This is a genomic window from Microbispora sp. H10830 (genome assembly GCF_014161375.1).
In the GTDB taxonomy this organism is placed as follows: Bacteria; Actinomycetota; Actinomycetes; order Streptosporangiales; family Streptosporangiaceae; genus Microbispora; species Microbispora catharanthi.
On record NZ_JABBWX010000004.1, the window covers coordinates 180,927 to 197,243 of the forward strand.

Genomic DNA, 16,317 nt, shown 5'->3' on the forward strand with positions numbered 1-16,317 from the left:
CCCTTCGCCGCTCACTTGAACGTGGCGCGGTACGGGTCGACGTTGTCCTTGGTCACGATCGTCACGGGCACGTCGATCTTCTTCTTCGCCTGGGCGCCGCCGATCAGGGCCTTGGCCTCCTTGACGGCCTCGTAGCCCTCGGTCTTCGGGTCCTGCTGAACCACTCCGGCGACGAACCCCTCGTCGATGCCGCTGATGGCCTCCTTGGTCAGGTCCCAGCCGAAGACCTTGACCCGGTCGCCCGCGTTCTGCGACTTCACCGCGGCGACCGTGCCGAGCAGGGCCGGCTCGCCGGTGGCGTACACGATGTTCATGTCGGACCGGGAGGTGAGCAGGTTCTCCGCGGCCGTCATCGCGGCCTCCTGCTTGTTCTGCCCGTCGACGGTCTGCACGATCTTCGCGCCGGCGCCCTCGACGGTCTTGTTGAAGTCGTCCTTGCGGATGTTCTGGATGAAGGAGTTCAGCGCGCCCACCACGCCGATCTTCGGCGCGCTCAGGCCCTGCGCCTGGGCCCACTTGTTGACGAAGTCGCCCGCCTGCTGGGCCGCCGCCGCGTTGTCCACGCCCACCTGGGTGTCCACGGCGGGCGAGTCGACGATGGCGTCCACGGCGACGACCTTCAGCCCGGCGTCCTTGGCGATCTTCACGGCGGGCTTGATGCCCTCGACGTCGATGGCGACCACGATGACCGCGTCGAACTGCTGCTGGACGAAGTTGTCGATGGCCTCGTTCTGCTTGGCCGGGTCGTCGTTGGCGTTGAAGATCGTGAGGTCGACGTTCGCCTCCTTCGCCGCCTGCTGGGCGCCGGCGTTCATCTCGTTGAAGAAGATCGCCTGCTGGTTGATCTGAACGATTCCGACCCGCGGCCGGTCTCCGCCGGAGCCTCCGGAGGCGCCGGAGTCGTCCGAGCCGCCACACGCCGCCGCCAGCAGGCCGGTGGCAAGGATCGTCGTCGCCGCTGTCAGGCGGATGAGTCTCGTGGATCGAGCCATGAGATGAGCCTTTCGGGGGGCCGGGAGGGATGAGATCGGTTGGGTAATCGATTACCCGAGTTTCGGGCATGCTAGTGCGACCAAAAAAGCACCGTCAAGGTGCGGTTTCCTCACAGAACCTCTATCGTTCCTTGTGATCCTGGCATCACAACGGTCGTCAAGGTCGATCGTTGGCAAAGATCAAGGGAAATCGATTACACGATGGGCGTGACGATTCACGACGTGGCACGAGCGGCCGGCGTCTCCGTGGCCTCGGCCTCCCGTGCCCTCTCTGGGCGGCGCAAGGTCACGCCCGAGATCGCCGAGCGGGTGGCGCGCGCCGCCGCCGAGCTCGGTTACCAGCCGAACGCGGTCGCGAAGGCGCTGCGCGACCAGACCACCGGCACCATCGGCATGGTCGTCCCGGGCATCGGCAACCCGTTCTTCACCACGATCGTCGAGGCCGTGGAGCGCGAGCTGCAGAACTCCGGCACCGACCTGCTGCTGTGCGCGTCCCAGTACAGTCCGCAGGTCGAGGCGCGCAGGCTGGAGACCCTGCTGGCCCGGCGCGTGGACGGGTTGATCATCAGCCCGTGCGACATCGAGGCCAGCGTCCCGGCGGTGCTCGACGCGGCCCGCCGGGTGCCGCTGGTGCAGCTCGACCGCTACATCGAGGGCGGCGGGGCCGACTGGGTGGGCGTGGACGACGAGGCCGGGCTGGCCCTGGCGGTCGATCACGTGATCGCGGGCGGGGCCCGCTCGGTGGTCTTCGCGGGCAGCCGGCTGGTGAGCTCCTCCGCCCGGTTGCGGCTCAGCGGGTTCGAACGCACCGCGGCGCGGGCGGGCGTGGAGGTCCTGCCGCCGCTGCTGGGCGAGTTCACCCTCGAATGGGGCGTCGAGGCCGGGCGCAGGCTGCTCGACGCCGGCCGGCTGCCGGACGCGGTCGTCTGCGCGAACGACGAGATCGCCGTGGGCCTGGTGCGGTCGCTGCGGTTCGGCGGAGCGCGCGTCCCCGAGGACGTGGCGGTGGTCGGGTTCGACGACGTGGGACACGCGACGATGTGCGACCCGCCGCTCAGCACCGTGCGCCAGCCGGTGGAGGAGATGGCGGCGGAGGCCGTGCGCCTGCTCGGCCAGGTCAAGGCCGGCGACCCCCGGCCCGCGCAGCGCATCGCCATCGCTCCCAGGCTCGTCGTACGGCAGACCAGCCGACCGGTGGCGGCCGGCGTCGCAGAGTAAGTGAGGGAAGGAGGCCGCGTGAACGAGGCGGTCGAGCTGGCACGCGAGCTGATCAGGATCGACTCCGTGGGCGGGGGCGAGGCCGCGGTGGCCGAACCCCTCGCGAGACGGCTGTCGGACGCCGGTTTCGCGGTGCGCACGCACGAGCACGCGCCCGGCCGCACCGGGCTGGTCGCCCGCTGGGGAACGGGCGAACCGGTGACGCTGACCGGGCACCTCGACACCGTGCCGCTGGGCGGGCAGGCGTGGCGGCACGCGCCGCACGGCGCGGAGATCGACGGCGACCGCCTGTACGGACGCGGTTCGAGCGACATGAAGGCCGGCGTCGCCGCGCTGGTGGTCGCCGCCGAGCGGCACGTGCGCCGCACCGGGCCGAAGGCCGCCCTGGAGATGGTCTTCACCGTGGGCGAGGAGACCGGCTGCGAGGGCGCGGCCGGCATGGTGGCCGCGGGCCTGGTGGGCAGGTCGCGCGCCCTGCTGGTGGCCGAGCCGACCGCCAACCGGGTGCTGCTCGGTCACAAGGGCGCGCTCTGGCTGGAGGCCACGACGCGAGGCACGACCGCCCACGGCTCGATGCCGCACCTGGGCGACAACGCGATCTACAAGCTCGCCCGCGTGATCGGCGCCGTCGAGACGTTCGACCCCGGGGTGCCGGACCACCCCTGGCTCGGCCCGTCCACGGTGAACGTGGGAACGGCGCGCGGCGGGATCAACGTGAACTCCGTGCCCGACCTGGCCGTCGCGACCATCGACCTGCGCACCGTCGCCGGCCAGGACCACGGACGGCTCCGCGAGCGGTTGCAGGCCACGCTCGGCGACGAGGCGGCCCTCGGCGTGCTCGTGGACCTGCCCGCGATCTGGACGGAGCCGGACGACCCCTTCGTCCGGGCCCTGGTCGAGGCGGGGGCGGGCGCGCCCGGCGACCGCCCGGCGGCCAGCTACTTCACCGACGCCTCGGTCCTCGCCGCCGCCTGCGGCGGGGCGCCCACGGTCGTCTGCGGACCGGGCGAGCCCGAGCAGGCGCACGTCACCGACGAGTACTGCCTGGTCCACCGGATCGAGGAGGCCGTCGAGATCTACACCGCCGCCCTCGGCCGGTTCGCCTGATCACGTGACCGGCCCGGCGACGTGGCCGCCACAGTCGTGTCACGATTGTCCACGGCGGACACCGGACGGTTATGGTCGGATTGTGGCAAGTCGATCATCACACTGCCGGTGACCCGAGGAGGTCGCGTGCGCGACATGTCCCCGCCCCTGCACATGCGACGGGACGGGTTCCATCCCGTCCCGGAGCTCTCCGCGCTGCGGGACGACGAGGGGGTAGCCCGGATCCGCACCGTGTTCGGCACCGACGCCTGGCTGGTGACCAGATTCGAGGATGTCCGTACGGTGCTGAGCCATCCCGAGCTGTTCAGCAACGCGCTCGTGCCTCCGCTCCGGCCGCCCGGCGCACCGCCGCCCAGTGCGGAGGAGGCCGCGGCGATGCGCGCCGGCAACCTGCTCGGCTCCGACCCTCCCGAGCACACCCGGCTGCGCCGGATGCTCACGGCCGAGTTCACCGTCCGCCGTATGCGCCGGCTGGAGCCCAGAGTCCAGCAGATCGTCGACGACCATCTGGATGCCATGGAGCGCGGCGGACCGCCCGCCGATCTGGTGACGGACTTCGCCCTCCCGGTTCCCTCCCTGGTGATCTGCGAACTGCTGGGCGTGCCGTACGCCGACCGGGCCGGCTTCCAGGGGACGTCCAAGCGGATCCTGGACGTGTCCCTGCCTCCGGACGAACGCGCGGCCGCGGCGGCGGAGGCTCGGGCGTACATCGCAGGCCTGATCAAGACGATTCGGCACGATCCCGGTGAGGATCTGCTCGGGATGCTCGTACGCGAGCACGGCGACGAGTTGAGCGACGCCGAACTCACCGGCATCGGCACCCTGCTGCTGCTCGCCGGGCACGAGACCACGGCCAACATGCTGTCTTTGGGCACACTCGCGCTGCTGCGGCACCCCGGCCAGCTCACGCTGCTGCGCGACGAGCCGGACCGCGTGGACGCCGCCGTCGAGGAACTGCTGCGGTGGCTGAGCATCGTGCATTCCGGAACCGTCAAGATCACTACGACCGAGGTCCGGCTGGGCGATCAAACCCTCGGCCCCGGCGAGACCGTCATCTGCTCCCTTCCCGCCGCCAACCGCGACCCGGGGCTCGTCCCGAACCCGGACGACCTGGACATCCGCCGGGATTCCATCGGCCACGTCGCTTTCGGACACGGCGTCCATCACTGTCTCGGTGCTCCCCTGGCCCGCATGGAGATGCGCATCGCGTTCCCCGCCCTGCTGCGCAGGTTCCCCGGCCTGCGACTGGCGGGCGAGCCCCTGTTCCGCTCCTTCACCGTCGTACACGGCCTGACCACGATGCCGATCGCCTGGTAGGCGTCCCGCTCACCGCCAAGCACCCGGCCCTCCGGCGCGCGATGTGCGCGCCCAGGCGACGGAACGCTGACCGGTGATCACCGCTGGTGTGTCGTGGGCGCGGGCCGTCACGGCATCACGACGAGTCGCCTGCCTTTGAGGTCGGTTCGCTGCCAGGCGGTCTCGATGTCGCTCAGCGGGACCTTCTCCACGTCGAAGGTGAGCTCGCCGGACCGCGTCCACGCCACGATCTGCTGGTACACCTCGTCCATGGTCTGCGGGCCGAGGCCCTTGGCCGCGCCGTAGATCTCCACGCCGGAGGTGCGCAGGCTCGACCCGGCGAGGGTGAGCTCAGTGCCGGCCGACTCGCCGATCTGGACCACGCGGGTCGGCTTGCCGAACGCGAACGACCGCGGCACCAGCGCCCGCAGCAGGATCTCGCTGGGCCTGCCCCACAGGTAGTCCAGGACGACGTCGTAGCCGTCCCCCCTGGCGTCGAGGTACGCCTGCGCCAGCGCCTCGTCGGAGATCGCGGTGTTGATCAGCGTGTCGGCCCCGATGGCCTGTACCTCGCGCAACTGGTTGTCGTCGCGGCCGGTGGCGACGATCCGGCCGGCGCCCAGCAGCCGGGCCACCTTGACCGCGAGCCGCCCGGCGACCCCGGTGGCACCCTGCACCAGCACCGTCTCCCCGGGAACGAACCCCGCGGCCGCTTTCATCGACATCGCGGTGATCGCCGAGGCCATCACGGTCGCCACGGCCGGGTCGATGCCGTCGGGGATCGGCACGTAGGAGCCCTCGGGCACCACGGCCTTCTCGGCGAGCGCGCCGTAGGGCGGGCGGATGTCGCCGAACCCGACGAGCGTGCCGTCTGGGAGGGCGCCGATGCCGTCGAAGGCGGGGATCGCCGGAAACCGGCCGATGTACTTCTCGCCGGCGTAGTGCGTGCCGGCCGCGATCGCCTTGTCGACGTTCTCGACGGCGACCGCCTTGACGTCGATGATCACCTCGCCGTCGCCGGCCACCGGATCGGGAAAGTCCTCGTAGCGCGGGATGCCGCCGGCCTCGTGGAGCACCGCTGCCTTCATCCCAGCTCCTGACCGAACAAGCGGGCGATCCGCGTCTGCCACGCCGCCAGGACGCGGGGCGGACGGGCCGGGGAGTGGTTGAACCCGTGGTGGTGCGAACGGTTGTGCGAACGGTGGTGCGTGGGCGAGTGCCGCCGCCCATGGCCGTGGCGGGCCTGGCCCTGGTGCCCGGCAGGCTGCTCGGTGTGCGCGGGAACCCCCGGAATGCGGTGGGTCGCCCAGTGCAGCAGGTCGCGGAGCGAGTGTCGGTGTCTCATCGGTGCCTCCTCTGACGCATGGCTCTCTATCACCGATAGAGAACTCTATCACTGATAGGGTGTGGAAGGGAGGTGCCGGAATTGGCTTTGGACAAGCAGCGGATCGTCACCGAGGCCGTGGCGCTACTCGACGCCGAGGGTCTCGACGGCGTGACCACGCGCAAACTGGCCGCCCGGCTCGGCGTACAGTCGCCGACTCTCTACTGGCACATCCCGAACAAGGCGGCGCTGGTCACCGCGATCGCAGAGGCGATTCTTGAGCAGCAGTTCCCCGAGCTCGCGTCGCCCGCGCCGGAGGAGTGCTGGCAGGACTGGCTGATCGGCCTGGCCGAGCGGCTGCGGCGCGCGTTGCTGGCCCACCCGGACGGAGCCCGGATCATCTCGGCCTCCCAGCTGTCCCTCAAGATGGCCGCCATCTCCGAACTGGCGATGAGCACACTGGTCGAGCGCAGCATTCCCTTGCGGCACGCTCGCCTGATCGTGTTGACGGTGTTGCGCTTCACCGTCGGCTACGTCCTGGAGGAACAGGCCGGCCCCCCCGACGCGGACGCCCTGGACGGCTTCGACATGGCCGCGTACGCCGCGGCGTACCCCACCGTGATGGCCGGGGTGACCGAGTACTTCCAGCCTGGCCGCACCGTCGATGATCTGTTCCGCGATTGTCTGGAACAGATCGTCCATGGTCCTGCGGCGCAGTCCGGCCCCACGTCCTGACCGGTCGGCCGCTCCGCAGGCGAGTGAGCGTACGACTGGACGCCGACCGCGTGTGCTGCTCCATCATGAACGCCGGCTCCGCGACGCAGATCACCGAGTTCGACACGTGGATGCCGCGCGACTGGTGGCGCCACCTCGAGAGCCGATACGGCTACTGATGCCGTCCGTGCCGAGGGGCGGGAGCGGCGGACATGCCGCTCCCGCCCGCGGCCCGGGGCCGCCCGGTCAGGCTCGCGGAGCGGCGAGGAGCTCCCGGGCCAGCCGCACCGCGCCGTCCACCGGGTCGGCGTCGAGCAACGTGACGGGAAGGTCCGGGTGGCTCTTGCCCAGCGCGTCGGCCAGGGCGGTGAACAGCCGGGGTTGCGTCGTGAGCACCCCGCCCGCCGCGACCACCGCCGTGGCCGAGGCCCCACGGGAGATCAGCGTCTCGACCAGCTTCGCCAGCGCCCGTCCCCCCTCCTCGACGACCCGCAGCGCGACGCCCGATCCGTGCTGCGCCGCCCGGAAGACGACGGGAGCGTGACGGCCCCACTCCTCCGCGCTGGGCGAGCGGGTCAGCGCGTGCGACAGCCCCGGCACCTCGTCCGCGTGGAAGGCCGCGAGCAGGCCCAGCGCCAGCTCGTCGGGCGGGAGGCCGGCGTCGTGCCGCAGGCAGGTCGCGCGCACGGCCTCGCGTACGAGCCCGGCGGCCGATCCCTCGTCACCGAGCGCCCATCCCCAGCCGCCGGCGAGGAGGGGCTCGCCGCCGGGACCCGTGCCCGCGGCGACCGACCCCGTGCCGGCGATCACGCCGATCGCCCCGGGGACGCCGGCCGCGTGTGGCAGGAGGTGGGCGTCGTTGACCACCCGCACCGGGACCGCGAGCCGCGCGCTCAGCAGGTCGCGCAACCTCCGGCACAAGGACGCGCTGTCGCATCCGTGCGCGCCCACGCCCAGGGCGTCGTACGGCACCCCCCACTCACGCAGGTCCGACACCAGCCATTCGGCCAGGTCGTCCATGTCCGAGCCCAGGTCGCTGGGCACGACGCGGTCCGCGACGTGGCCCTCCTCCCCGGCCGCACGCCAGTGGGTCTTCGTCCCGCCCACGTCGACGCCGACGGCCATGCGGCTCATGCGGTCCCCGCGGCGAGGGTGTCCACCTTCGTGTCGCTCATCGAGAACAGGAACTCGCCGACCGGAACGTTCCGCGCGGCGGCCACCTTGGCGACGAGCCGCTGGAGCACGCCGTTCTCGACGATCGCGCGGGCCACCGGGGCGAGTCGCGGGATCTCCACGTGCGGGACCGGCGCCGCGCAGGGGCCCACGTAGAGCACCCGGTGCCCGGCTTCGGCCAGTTGCAGGGCCAGCGCGGCCTCGCGCTCGTCCCCGATGACGATGTGCGCGGTGCGGCCGGCCGACTCCATCGGCCCGTGGAGATACTGCCGGGTCTCGTACGCGGCGGCGGGAAGCCGGCAGGCCTCCCGCAGCATCAGCGCGCCCTCCTCGGCGGCGGTCAGCGACGCCCCGGCTCCGACGACGTCGGCGGCGACGCTCTCCGCGACGCCCTGCACGAGGCCGTCCACCTGGTCCTCGGCCCGCCTGGCGGTCTCGTCCAGGTGATCCGTCAGGGACTCCCAGGAGTCTGCCGGCGCGCCGAGCGCCCACGTGTCGGCCAGCATCCCGAGGGCGGCGAGCGTGACGGTGAAACCGGAGGTGGACACCTTGGAATCGGGCACTCCCCCGCAGCTCAGGACCGTGCTCGCCAGTTCGGCCAGCGGCGATTCCGCGATGTTCACCACGGCCAGCCGCCGCTCCGCCTCCACCTCCCGCAGGGCGTCGATCGTCTCCGCGCTGCGTCCCGACTGGGACACCCCCGCCACCAGGTCGACGTCGGCCGCCGGGACGGACGCCGGGATCTCCCCGTATCCGGCCCTGCTCGCCCAGATGCCGTACGCGCGCAGTTGGTGCACGCAGGCCGCGAGCGCGGCGTGGCTGGCGCCCATGGCCACGAACAGCGGGCGGCGCGGCGCGGGCCAGGTGCCCGTGAGCTGCTCGCGCAGGGTGCGCACCGCGGAGGCCAGCGCCTCGGGCTGCCGGTCGAGCGCGTCGGACATGGAGATGTCGTGTGACATCGAACCTTCTCTCACAACGGAGGGTTACTTGACAGCACCCGCGGCCAGCCCGCGGGTGATGTGCTTCTGGAAGATCAGCGCGATGAGCACCGGCGGCACGGCGGCGAGCAGGCCGCCCGCGGCCATCAGGCCGAAGTCGAGGCTGTAGCGGCCGGTGAACTCGGCCAGCGCCACGGGAACCGTCTTCGACGCCGGGGACGAGGTGAAGATGAGCGCGTAGAAGAACTCGTCCCACGCCATGAGGAACGCCAGGAGCCCGGCGGAGATGAGGCCCGGACGCGCCACCGGCAGCACCACCCGGATCAGCGCGCCGACCCGCCCGCACCCGTCGATGCGGGCGGCCTCCTCGAGTTCGGCCGGCAGGGCGCGGAAGTAGCCGGACAGCAGCCACAGGACGAAGGGCGTGGTGAAGGAGCAGTAGACCACGACGAGCGAGGTCCGCGTGTCGAGCAGGCCGAGCGCGGCGCCGGTCATGTACATGGGCACCACGAGGGCCAGCGGCGGCATCATGTACGTCAGCATGAAGACGAACAGCACCAGCCTGCGCCCGGGGAACCGCAGCCGCGCGAACGCGTAGGCGCCGAGCACGCCGGTCACCAGGCTCACCGCGACGCTGCACCCGGCGACGACCAGCGAGTTGACCAGGGCCACGCGGAAGTCGCCCGCCACGCCGCCCGCCGCCTGCGTGAAGATCGCCGCGTAGCGGTCCAGCGTGGGCGAGTCCGGCCACAGGTCGGGCGGCTTGCCGAGCAGGCCGGCCTGCGGGGACACGCTGGCGAGCAGCAGCAGGGCGAACGGCCCGAGGACGACGGCGGCCAGCAGCGCCCCGCACAGGTACATCGAGGGGCGGTAGAAGCGAGAGGGTCTCACGCCGTTCCCCCCGAGTCGGTGCGGAGCATGCGCAGGTACACCAGCGAGAGCACGAAGATGAACAGCACGGTGAGGTAGGCGGCCGCGGAGCCGAGGCTGAACTCCTGGTTGGAGAAGGCCTTCAGGTAGGTGTAGAAGGCGATCGTGGTGGTCCCGGAGTCGGGGCCGCCCCTGGTCATGATGTAGATGATGTCGAAGACCTTGAACGCCTCGATGGTGCGCAGCACCAGGACGACCGCGATCGCCGGCTTGAGCATCGGGATCGTGATGGACAGGAACCGGCGCACCGCCCCCGCGCCGTCCATGGCCGCCGCCTCGTAGACGTCGTCGCCGATGGTCTGCATCGAGGCGAGCAGCAGGATCGCCACGAGGGGCGTGGTCTTCCACGCGTCGACCAGCGCGACCACGAACAGCGCCTGTGTCGGGCCGCCGACCCAGTCCTTGTACGAGTCGAGCAGGCCCAGGTTCATCAGAAGGCCGTTGAGCGCGCCGTACTCGGGGTGGAGGATCCACCGCCACATGTTGGCGCTGACGATGGTGGGCAGCGCCCACGCCAGGACCACGAGACTGCGGAAGAACCACTGGCCGCGGATGCGCTGGTTGAGGAACTGCGCGAGCAGCAGGCCGACCACGAGTTCCGCCGCCGTGGAGAAGACGGTGAACACGGCGGTGCGCCACACCGTGGCCCAGAACTCGGAGTCCGACAGCAGCGCCGTGTAGTTCGACAGCCCGGAGAACGAGAACGCGGTCTGCAGCGCCGAGGTGGCGTCGACGAGGCTGAGCACCAGCGTGCGGCCCATGGGATACAGGACGACGCCGAACACGACGATCATCGCCGGGGCCAGCAACGCCAGGGCGAGCGGCCACTGGCGTTCGACCTTCCCCCGTCCGGCCCCGGCCGCCGGCGGCGCCGTGCTCGCGGGGCGTCGCAGTGTCAGGGACACCGGTCAGCCCCCGATGACGCGGTCGACCTTGGCCGCGGCGTCGGAGAGCGCCTGGGCCGCGGGTGTGCCGCCGACCAGGCAGGACTGCAGCCCGGCCTGGATCTCCTGGCTCACCGCGTTGTACTGCACGACCTGGGGGCGCTCGATCAGCGAGCCGTACTGGGCCTTGTCAGCCGCCACCAGCGGCGCCTGCGCCCCGCTGGTGAGCTTCGGGTCCTCGTAGGCGCTGTTCCACACCGGCAGCGACCTCTCGACGTACTGGAGCTGGTTGTCCTTCCCGCACAGGAAGGCGACGAGCCGCCACGCGGCGTCGGGGTGCTTGGAGGTCGCGGTGACCGACAGGCCCATCGACCCGTCGACCGCCGGCCCCTGACCGCCCGGCCCCTTGGGACTGACCGCGGGCTTCAGCTCTCCGACGATCTTCGACTGCTTCGGGTCGTTGGACTCGCTGTACATGTAGTCCCAGTTGAGCGCGATCGCCGCGTCGCCCTGGACGACGACCTTCTTGACGTCGTCCTCCAGGAGCTTCGTCGACGAGGGCGCGCTGAGCCCTTCGTCGAGCGTGCGCCTCATCCACTCCAGCGCCTGCAGCCCGCCCCCCTGGTGGAAGGCCGCCTTGCCCGCGTCGTCCAGGAAACGGCCGCCGAACGCGCCGAGGAGCTGCGCGTAGTCGCAGATCATCGCCTCGGCGTGCGCCCAGCTCCACACCAGCGGATGTTCGACGACCTTCTTGGCCTTCAGCGTCCTTGCGGCCTCGAGCACGCCGTCCCAGGTCGACATCGCCGTCTCGTCGACCCCGGCGTCCTTCAGCATCCGGGTGTTGTAGAAGAAGATCTTCCCGCCGGGGATCCACGGCATCCCGTACCTGCGGTCCTTGTACGTGACGGAGCCGAGCGTGCCGGGCAGGATGTCGTCCAGCCAGGCCTGCTGGTAGCGGTCGGTGACGTCGAGCAGCATGTTCTTGCCGGCCAGCTCCGCCGGCCAGATGCAGTCGATCAGCACGACGTCGTACGTGCCGGCCGGCGCCGAGATGACGATCTTGTCGTGCAGGGCCTCGTACGCGACGAAGGTCGGCTGCACCGTGATGTCCGGGTGGGCCTTCCGGAACGCCGCGAGCATGCCGCGGATGTCGTCTTCGCTGTAGCTGGCCTGCTTCATGAACAGGGCGTTCAGCGTGACGGGGCCCGAGGAGCCGCCGCTGCCGCGGGAAGGCCCGGACACGGCGCAACCGGGCAGGACCGCGGCCGCGCCGAGGACCAGCGGCAGGCTCAGGAGCCTCCGGCGTGAGATCGAGTGCATAACCAGCCTCCAGTTAGTTAGGTCATTTACCTAACGAAGTGAGGTAGGATATGTCAAGGGCAGGTCCGAAAGGATCAAGCGGAAGCGGGAGCTGCGGGGATCCGGATGACATCACTGAGCACGAGTGCACGGGCGGTGCTGGCGGAGCTCACCCGGCGCGGCCGGGCCACCCGGCCCCAGATCAGCCAGGCGCTGGGCCTGTCCAAGCCCACGGTTTCCACGGCGATGTCCGAGCTCGAGGAGCTCGGCCTCGTGCGGGAGGACGGCTCCGTCCAGGGGCACACCGGCCGGTCGGCGCTGCTGTGGCGCATCGGCGAGGGGGCCGGTCACGTATTGGGCGTCGACGTCGGCGTCACCCGCACGCGCATCCACGCGCACGCGCTGAGCGGCGAGCGACTGCTGGGGGTCGGCCGCGACGTCACGTCCCCGGCGTCCCGGTCCGGCGCGGCGGACCTGACCGCCAGCGCCGACGCCGCGGGCGCGCTCCTGCGCGAGACGCTGCCGCGGCTCGGCGACAGCGGGCCGCTGCGGCAGATAGTGATCGCGCTCCCGACCGTCGTGACCGACAGGGACCCGGCCGCCGCCTCGCAGTCGCCCGAGGTGCACGACATGCTCAAGGCGCTGTCCCTCCCCCCGGCCCCGCTGCTCCTGGAGAACAACGTCAACTGCGCGGCCGTCGCCGAGGGGAACCTCGGCGTGGCGCAGGACGCCGCGCAGTTCGCGTACGTGCAGGCGGGTGTGCGGATAGGAGCGGCGCTGGTCATCGGCGGACGTCTGCTGCGCGGGGCGTCCGGATGGGCCGGTGAGGTCGCCCACCTGCCCTTCCCGTGGGACGCCGGCCGGGAGCCCGTCCCCGAGGGCCTGGAGCGCTTCCTCGGAGCCGAGCACCTGTTGCTGCGTACGGCGGCCGCGTGGCCGGCGTCGGAGGGCGCCCCGCCCACGAGCGCCGAGGAGCTGTTCCAGCGGGCCGGCGAGGGCTGCCCCCCGGCGCAGCGCGCCGTGACCGAGCACGCCACGCAGGTCGGGCGGCTGGTCGTCGCGGTCGTCGCGCTACTCGATCCCGGTCTGGTGGTCCTCGGCGGCGGGGTGGGCTCCAACCCGCTCCTCGTGCAGGGCGTCCAGGAGAACCTGGGAACCCTGTCCATCCCCGTCGAGATCCGCCGGAGCGGCCTTGGGGCGACGGCCACCGTCGAGGGCGCCGCCGTGCTCGCCCGCGAGCAGGCTCTGCACCGCCTGATCCACGCCTGACCGGCCGGTGAAGTCCGATCAGGTCGTGGGACGCGGATCGGGCTGCGCCGGCGCGGGGCGGTGGGTGCGCAGCCGGACGGCGTGGTCGAGCACGCCGTGGTCGTAGGCGGTCTCGGCGTGCAGCGCCAGATCGACGCCGGACACCTCGTCCTCCTCGCTCACCCGGAAACCCATCAGCCGGTGGATTAGCTTGCCGATCCCGTAGGTGACCGCGAAGGCGTACAGCGCGACCACCGGGACCGCCATCGCCTGCTTGCCCAGCTGGGCCAGCCCGCCGCCGTACAGCAGGCCCCGCGGACCGTCGGCGCCGGTGAGCGTGCGGGTGGCCAGCAGCCCGATGAGCAGGGTGCCGACGATGCCCCCGACCAGATGCACGCCGACCACGTCGAGGGAGTCGTCGTAGCCGTGCCGGAACTTCCAGCCGACCGCCTGTGAGCAGACCATGCCCGCGACCAGGCCGATCGCCAGGGCGCCCAGCACGTCGACCGAGCCGCACGACGGTGTGATCGCGACCAGCCCGGCCACGACGCCCGAGGCGACGCCGAACGTGGTGGGATGCCCGTCGCGGCGCTGCTCCACCAGCAGCCAGCCCAGCAGGCCGGTGCACCCCGCGGCCAGGGTGTTGAGGAAGACGGCGGCGGCGGTGCCGTCCGCGGCCAGCGCGGAACCGGCGTTGAATCCGAACCAGCCGAACCACAGCAGCCCGGCGCCGAGCAGCACCAGGGGCAGGTTGTGCGGTCGCATGGCCTCGGCCTTGAACCCGATCCGCGGCCCGAGCACCAGCGCCATGGCGAGCCCGGAGGCCCCCGAGGTGATCTCCACGACCAGGCCGCCCGCGTAGTCGAGCGTGCCCATGGCGTGGATCCAGCCGCCGGGGCCCCACACCCAGTGCGCGATGGGGGCGTAGACCGCGAGCGCCCACACCGGGACGAAGACCAGCCAGGCCGAGAAGCGGGCCCGGTCGGCGATGGCGCCGCTGATCAGCGCCGCGGTGATGATGGCGAAGGTGAGCTGGAACGTCGCGAACAGCAGCGTCGGCACCTGCCCGGTGACCGACCCTGTGGTGATGTCGTGCAGCCCCACGTGGGCCAGGCCGCCGATCAGTCCCCCGATGTCGGGGCCGAACGCCAGGCTGTATCCGGCGGCCAGCCAGACGAGGGTGACCAGGGCGATCGAGACGAAGCTCATCATGATCATGTTGAGCACGCTCTTGGCCCTGACCATCCCGCCATAGAAGAAGGCCAGGCCCGGCGTCATCAGCAGGACGAGCGCGGTACAGGCCAGGAGCCAGGCGGTGGCACCGCCATCTACCTTCACCGGCATGATCGCCTCACACTCCTCACGGTGGTCGTCCGCAGGTTCCGCCACGGGCGCACCATGAGACTCACCGTTGGCCGTTTCATGGCGTATTCGGGAGTGTTACTGCGATGTTTCTTATTGCGAGGGCGTTACCGGCTCCTCACCGATCCATGCTCGACCAGTTCTTCGGCCAGGAGCTCCCGTACGCGCCGCCAGGCGTCATCGGCCGCCGTGGCGTCGAACGTGTCGCGGCGGTCGCAGAGGAACCCGTGACCGACGCCGGGATATTCGACGATCTCGTGGCGTACGGCGGCGGCCCGCAGCGCGTCCGCGATCATCCGGCGGTGGTCCGGCGGAACGACGTGGTCCTCGGCGCCCACGAGGACCAGCACGCGCCCGGTGATGCCGGGGGTCAGCGCGAGCGTCGGTTCCGGACGGCTGAGGGGGATGTCGGTGACCGGGATCCAGCCGCCGTAGGCGACGGCCACCGCCGCGAGGTCCAGGCGGGTGGCCGCGAGGTAGGCCACGTGGCCGCCGAGGCTCAGGCCGACCATGCCGATGCGCACGCAGCCACGCGCACGCAGGTGCTCCATGGCGGCGCGCACGTCGTGCACCACCTGATCCCGCGTCAGCCGGTGCAGCAGATCGAAGCCGCGCTCGCGGCCCGCCGCGTCGTGCGGGAGCTCGATCCCGGGGGCGTCGCGGTGATAGAGGTCGGGCGCCAGCGCGACGTATCCCTCCACGGCGAGCCGCTCGCAGACGTCGCGGACGTGGGCGCTGACGCCGAAGAGCTCCATCGCCACCAGCACGCCGGGAAAGGGCCCGGGGGCGGCCGGGCGGGCGAGGAAGGCGCCCATCCGTGACCCGTCGGCGACGGACATCTCCACCGACTCGGTGAGGATCCGGTGCGGAGCGCGCGAAGATCGTGTAGTCACGGGACGACGCTAACGTCACCCCATAGCCGTAACCACAGGACGTTCATGCTAGTAACCGCATTATCAGGATCACCATGACCGATGCCGTCGATCCCGCGCGGCTGAGGGAGCTCGGCGATTTCCTGCGCTCCCGGAGGAACCGCCTGCGCCCCGCCGACGTCGGGCTTCCCTCGGGCGCCCGGCGCCGCACCCCCGGCCTGCGGCGAGAGGAGGTCGCCACGCTCGCGGCGATCTCCCCGACCTACCTCGCCTTCCTGGAGCAGGGCCGGGACGTGCGCCCCTCGCGTCAGGTCCTCGACGCGCTGGCCGGCGCTCTGCGCCTCGGCGCCGCCGAGCGCGCGCACCTGCACGAGCTCGTCCACCGCGCCGCGCCGGCGGTCGTCGCGCCCGGCGGGGAGACCCTTCCCCCCGCCGTCGCGGCGCTCGTCGACCGGCTCGATCCGTGTCCCGCCTACGTCACGGGACGGCGCTGGGACGTGCTCGCGGCCAACCGCGCCGCCCGCGCCCTGTGGACCGACTGGCTCCTGCTGGCGCCCGACGCCCGCAACATGCTGTGGTGGATGTTCACCGACCCGGCCGCGCGGACCGTCTTCGTCGAGTGGGAGCAGGAGGCGTCCGCGCAGCTCGCGCGCTACCGTTCCGCCGCCGCCCGCCACCCCGGCGACCGCGGCTTCGCGGAGTTGACCGCACGGCTCAAGGCCGCCAGCCCGGAGGTGCGCGCGTGGTGGCCGCGGCACGACATCGCGCCGCTGAGTTCGGGCACCAAGAGACTGCGCCATCCGCTCCTCGGCGAGCTCGAACTGCGGCACGTCGTCCTTCTCACCGCCGACGACGTCGAGCAGAAGCTCGTCGCCTTCCTCGCCGCGGACGCCGACCAGGCGCGGATCGCGGAGCTGATCGCCGCCGGGTAGCGGCCCTGCGTCCTCCTCCCCCGGTCCC

The 16,317-nt window shown here is 71.7% G+C and carries 17 protein-coding genes; 7 read left to right on the top strand and 10 right to left on the bottom strand.

Going from position 1 to position 16,317, the window contains the following annotated elements:
- Nucleotides 1-11: 11 nt before the first annotated feature.
- Complete coding sequence (locus HHX35_RS13185) at nt 12-992, bottom strand: substrate-binding domain-containing protein (protein ID WP_139575131.1); 981 nt, start codon at nt 990-992, stop codon at nt 12-14.
- A gap of 201 nt (nt 993-1,193) precedes the next feature.
- Between HHX35_RS13185 and HHX35_RS13190 the strand changes: the two genes are divergently transcribed.
- From HHX35_RS13190 to HHX35_RS13200, 3 genes are all read left to right on the top strand, one after another.
- The gene (locus HHX35_RS13190) at nt 1,194-2,210 is read left to right on the top strand and encodes a LacI family DNA-binding transcriptional regulator (protein WP_182899128.1); all 1,017 of its coding nucleotides are present in this window, start codon (nt 1,194-1,196) and stop codon (nt 2,208-2,210) included.
- A gap of 18 nt (nt 2,211-2,228) precedes the next feature.
- Nucleotides 2,229-3,317, top strand: a complete 1,089-nt coding sequence (locus tag HHX35_RS13195) for a M20 family metallopeptidase (RefSeq protein WP_182899129.1) — start codon at nt 2,229-2,231, stop codon at nt 3,315-3,317.
- Between the two features lie 135 nt (nt 3,318-3,452).
- Nucleotides 3,453-4,634, top strand: a complete 1,182-nt coding sequence (locus HHX35_RS13200; protein WP_182899370.1) for a cytochrome P450 — start codon at nt 3,453-3,455, stop codon at nt 4,632-4,634.
- A 107-nt stretch (nt 4,635-4,741) separates the two neighbouring features.
- On the opposite strand, the gene HHX35_RS13205 is transcribed toward HHX35_RS13200, so the two are convergent.
- Together HHX35_RS13205 and HHX35_RS13210 are read right to left on the bottom strand one after the other, a co-directional pair.
- Entirely contained in the window at nt 4,742-5,701 is a 960-nt protein-coding gene (locus tag HHX35_RS13205; RefSeq protein WP_182899130.1) for a zinc-binding alcohol dehydrogenase family protein, read from the bottom strand.
- Nucleotides 5,698-5,958, bottom strand: coding sequence for a hypothetical protein (locus HHX35_RS13210; RefSeq protein WP_182899131.1), 261 nt, complete (start codon nt 5,956-5,958; stop codon nt 5,698-5,700). The genes HHX35_RS13205 and HHX35_RS13210 overlap by 4 nt, the downstream gene beginning before the upstream one ends.
- A gap of 81 nt (nt 5,959-6,039) precedes the next feature.
- Here HHX35_RS13210 and HHX35_RS43380 point away from each other — a divergent pair, with 81 nt between their 5' ends.
- The gene (locus tag HHX35_RS43380; RefSeq protein ID WP_182899132.1) at nt 6,040-6,672 is read left to right on the top strand and encodes a TetR/AcrR family transcriptional regulator C-terminal domain-containing protein; all 633 of its coding nucleotides are present in this window, start codon (nt 6,040-6,042) and stop codon (nt 6,670-6,672) included.
- A gap of 23 nt (nt 6,673-6,695) precedes the next feature.
- The gene (locus HHX35_RS43385; RefSeq protein ID WP_259405026.1) at nt 6,696-6,830 is read left to right on the top strand and encodes a hypothetical protein; all 135 of its coding nucleotides are present in this window, start codon (nt 6,696-6,698) and stop codon (nt 6,828-6,830) included.
- Between the two features lie 67 nt (nt 6,831-6,897).
- On the opposite strand, the gene HHX35_RS13220 is transcribed toward HHX35_RS43385, so the two are convergent.
- Genes HHX35_RS13220 through HHX35_RS13240 form a run of 5 tightly spaced genes read right to left on the bottom strand, consistent with a single transcriptional unit; the run spans nt 6,898 to nt 11,896 of the window.
- Nucleotides 6,898-7,785 carry an N-acetylglucosamine kinase gene (locus HHX35_RS13220; RefSeq protein ID WP_182899133.1) on the bottom strand — a complete coding sequence of 296 codons (888 nt, stop codon included), beginning with the start codon at nt 7,783-7,785 and terminating at the stop codon, nt 6,898-6,900.
- The gene (locus tag HHX35_RS13225; RefSeq protein WP_182899134.1) at nt 7,782-8,783 is read right to left on the bottom strand and encodes an SIS domain-containing protein; all 1,002 of its coding nucleotides are present in this window, start codon (nt 8,781-8,783) and stop codon (nt 7,782-7,784) included. The genes HHX35_RS13220 and HHX35_RS13225 overlap by 4 nt, the downstream gene beginning before the upstream one ends.
- Nucleotides 8,784-8,807: 24 nt before the next feature.
- Nucleotides 8,808-9,653 (bottom strand): carbohydrate ABC transporter permease, encoded by an 846-nt coding sequence (locus tag HHX35_RS13230; RefSeq protein WP_220505361.1) that lies wholly within the window; start codon nt 9,651-9,653, stop codon nt 8,808-8,810.
- On the bottom strand, nt 9,650-10,597 hold the full coding sequence (locus tag HHX35_RS13235; RefSeq protein ID WP_220505362.1) for a carbohydrate ABC transporter permease: 948 nt from the start codon (nt 10,595-10,597) through the stop codon (nt 9,650-9,652). The genes HHX35_RS13230 and HHX35_RS13235 overlap by 4 nt, the downstream gene beginning before the upstream one ends.
- 3 nt (nt 10,598-10,600) lie before the next feature.
- Nucleotides 10,601-11,896 (bottom strand): sugar ABC transporter substrate-binding protein, encoded by a 1,296-nt coding sequence (locus HHX35_RS13240; protein WP_182899135.1) that lies wholly within the window; start codon nt 11,894-11,896, stop codon nt 10,601-10,603.
- A 105-nt stretch (nt 11,897-12,001) separates the two neighbouring features.
- Here HHX35_RS13240 and HHX35_RS13245 point away from each other — a divergent pair, with 105 nt between their 5' ends.
- Entirely contained in the window at nt 12,002-13,144 is a 1,143-nt protein-coding gene (locus HHX35_RS13245; RefSeq protein ID WP_182899136.1) for an ROK family transcriptional regulator, read from the top strand.
- Between the two features lie 18 nt (nt 13,145-13,162).
- Here the strand turns inward: HHX35_RS13245 and HHX35_RS13250 are convergent, their stop codons facing one another.
- Complete coding sequence (locus HHX35_RS13250) at nt 13,163-14,512, bottom strand: ammonium transporter (RefSeq protein WP_240808987.1); 1,350 nt, start codon at nt 14,510-14,512, stop codon at nt 13,163-13,165.
- 80 nt (nt 14,513-14,592) lie between these two features.
- Nucleotides 14,593-15,378, bottom strand: a complete 786-nt coding sequence (locus HHX35_RS13255) for a dienelactone hydrolase family protein (protein ID WP_220505363.1) — start codon at nt 15,376-15,378, stop codon at nt 14,593-14,595.
- A 74-nt stretch (nt 15,379-15,452) separates the two neighbouring features.
- Here HHX35_RS13255 and HHX35_RS13260 point away from each other — a divergent pair, with 74 nt between their 5' ends.
- A complete protein-coding gene (locus HHX35_RS13260; protein WP_182899137.1) occupies nt 15,453-16,289 on the top strand; it encodes a helix-turn-helix transcriptional regulator in 837 nt (278 codons plus the stop codon).
- Nucleotides 16,290-16,317: the final 28 nt, after the last annotated feature.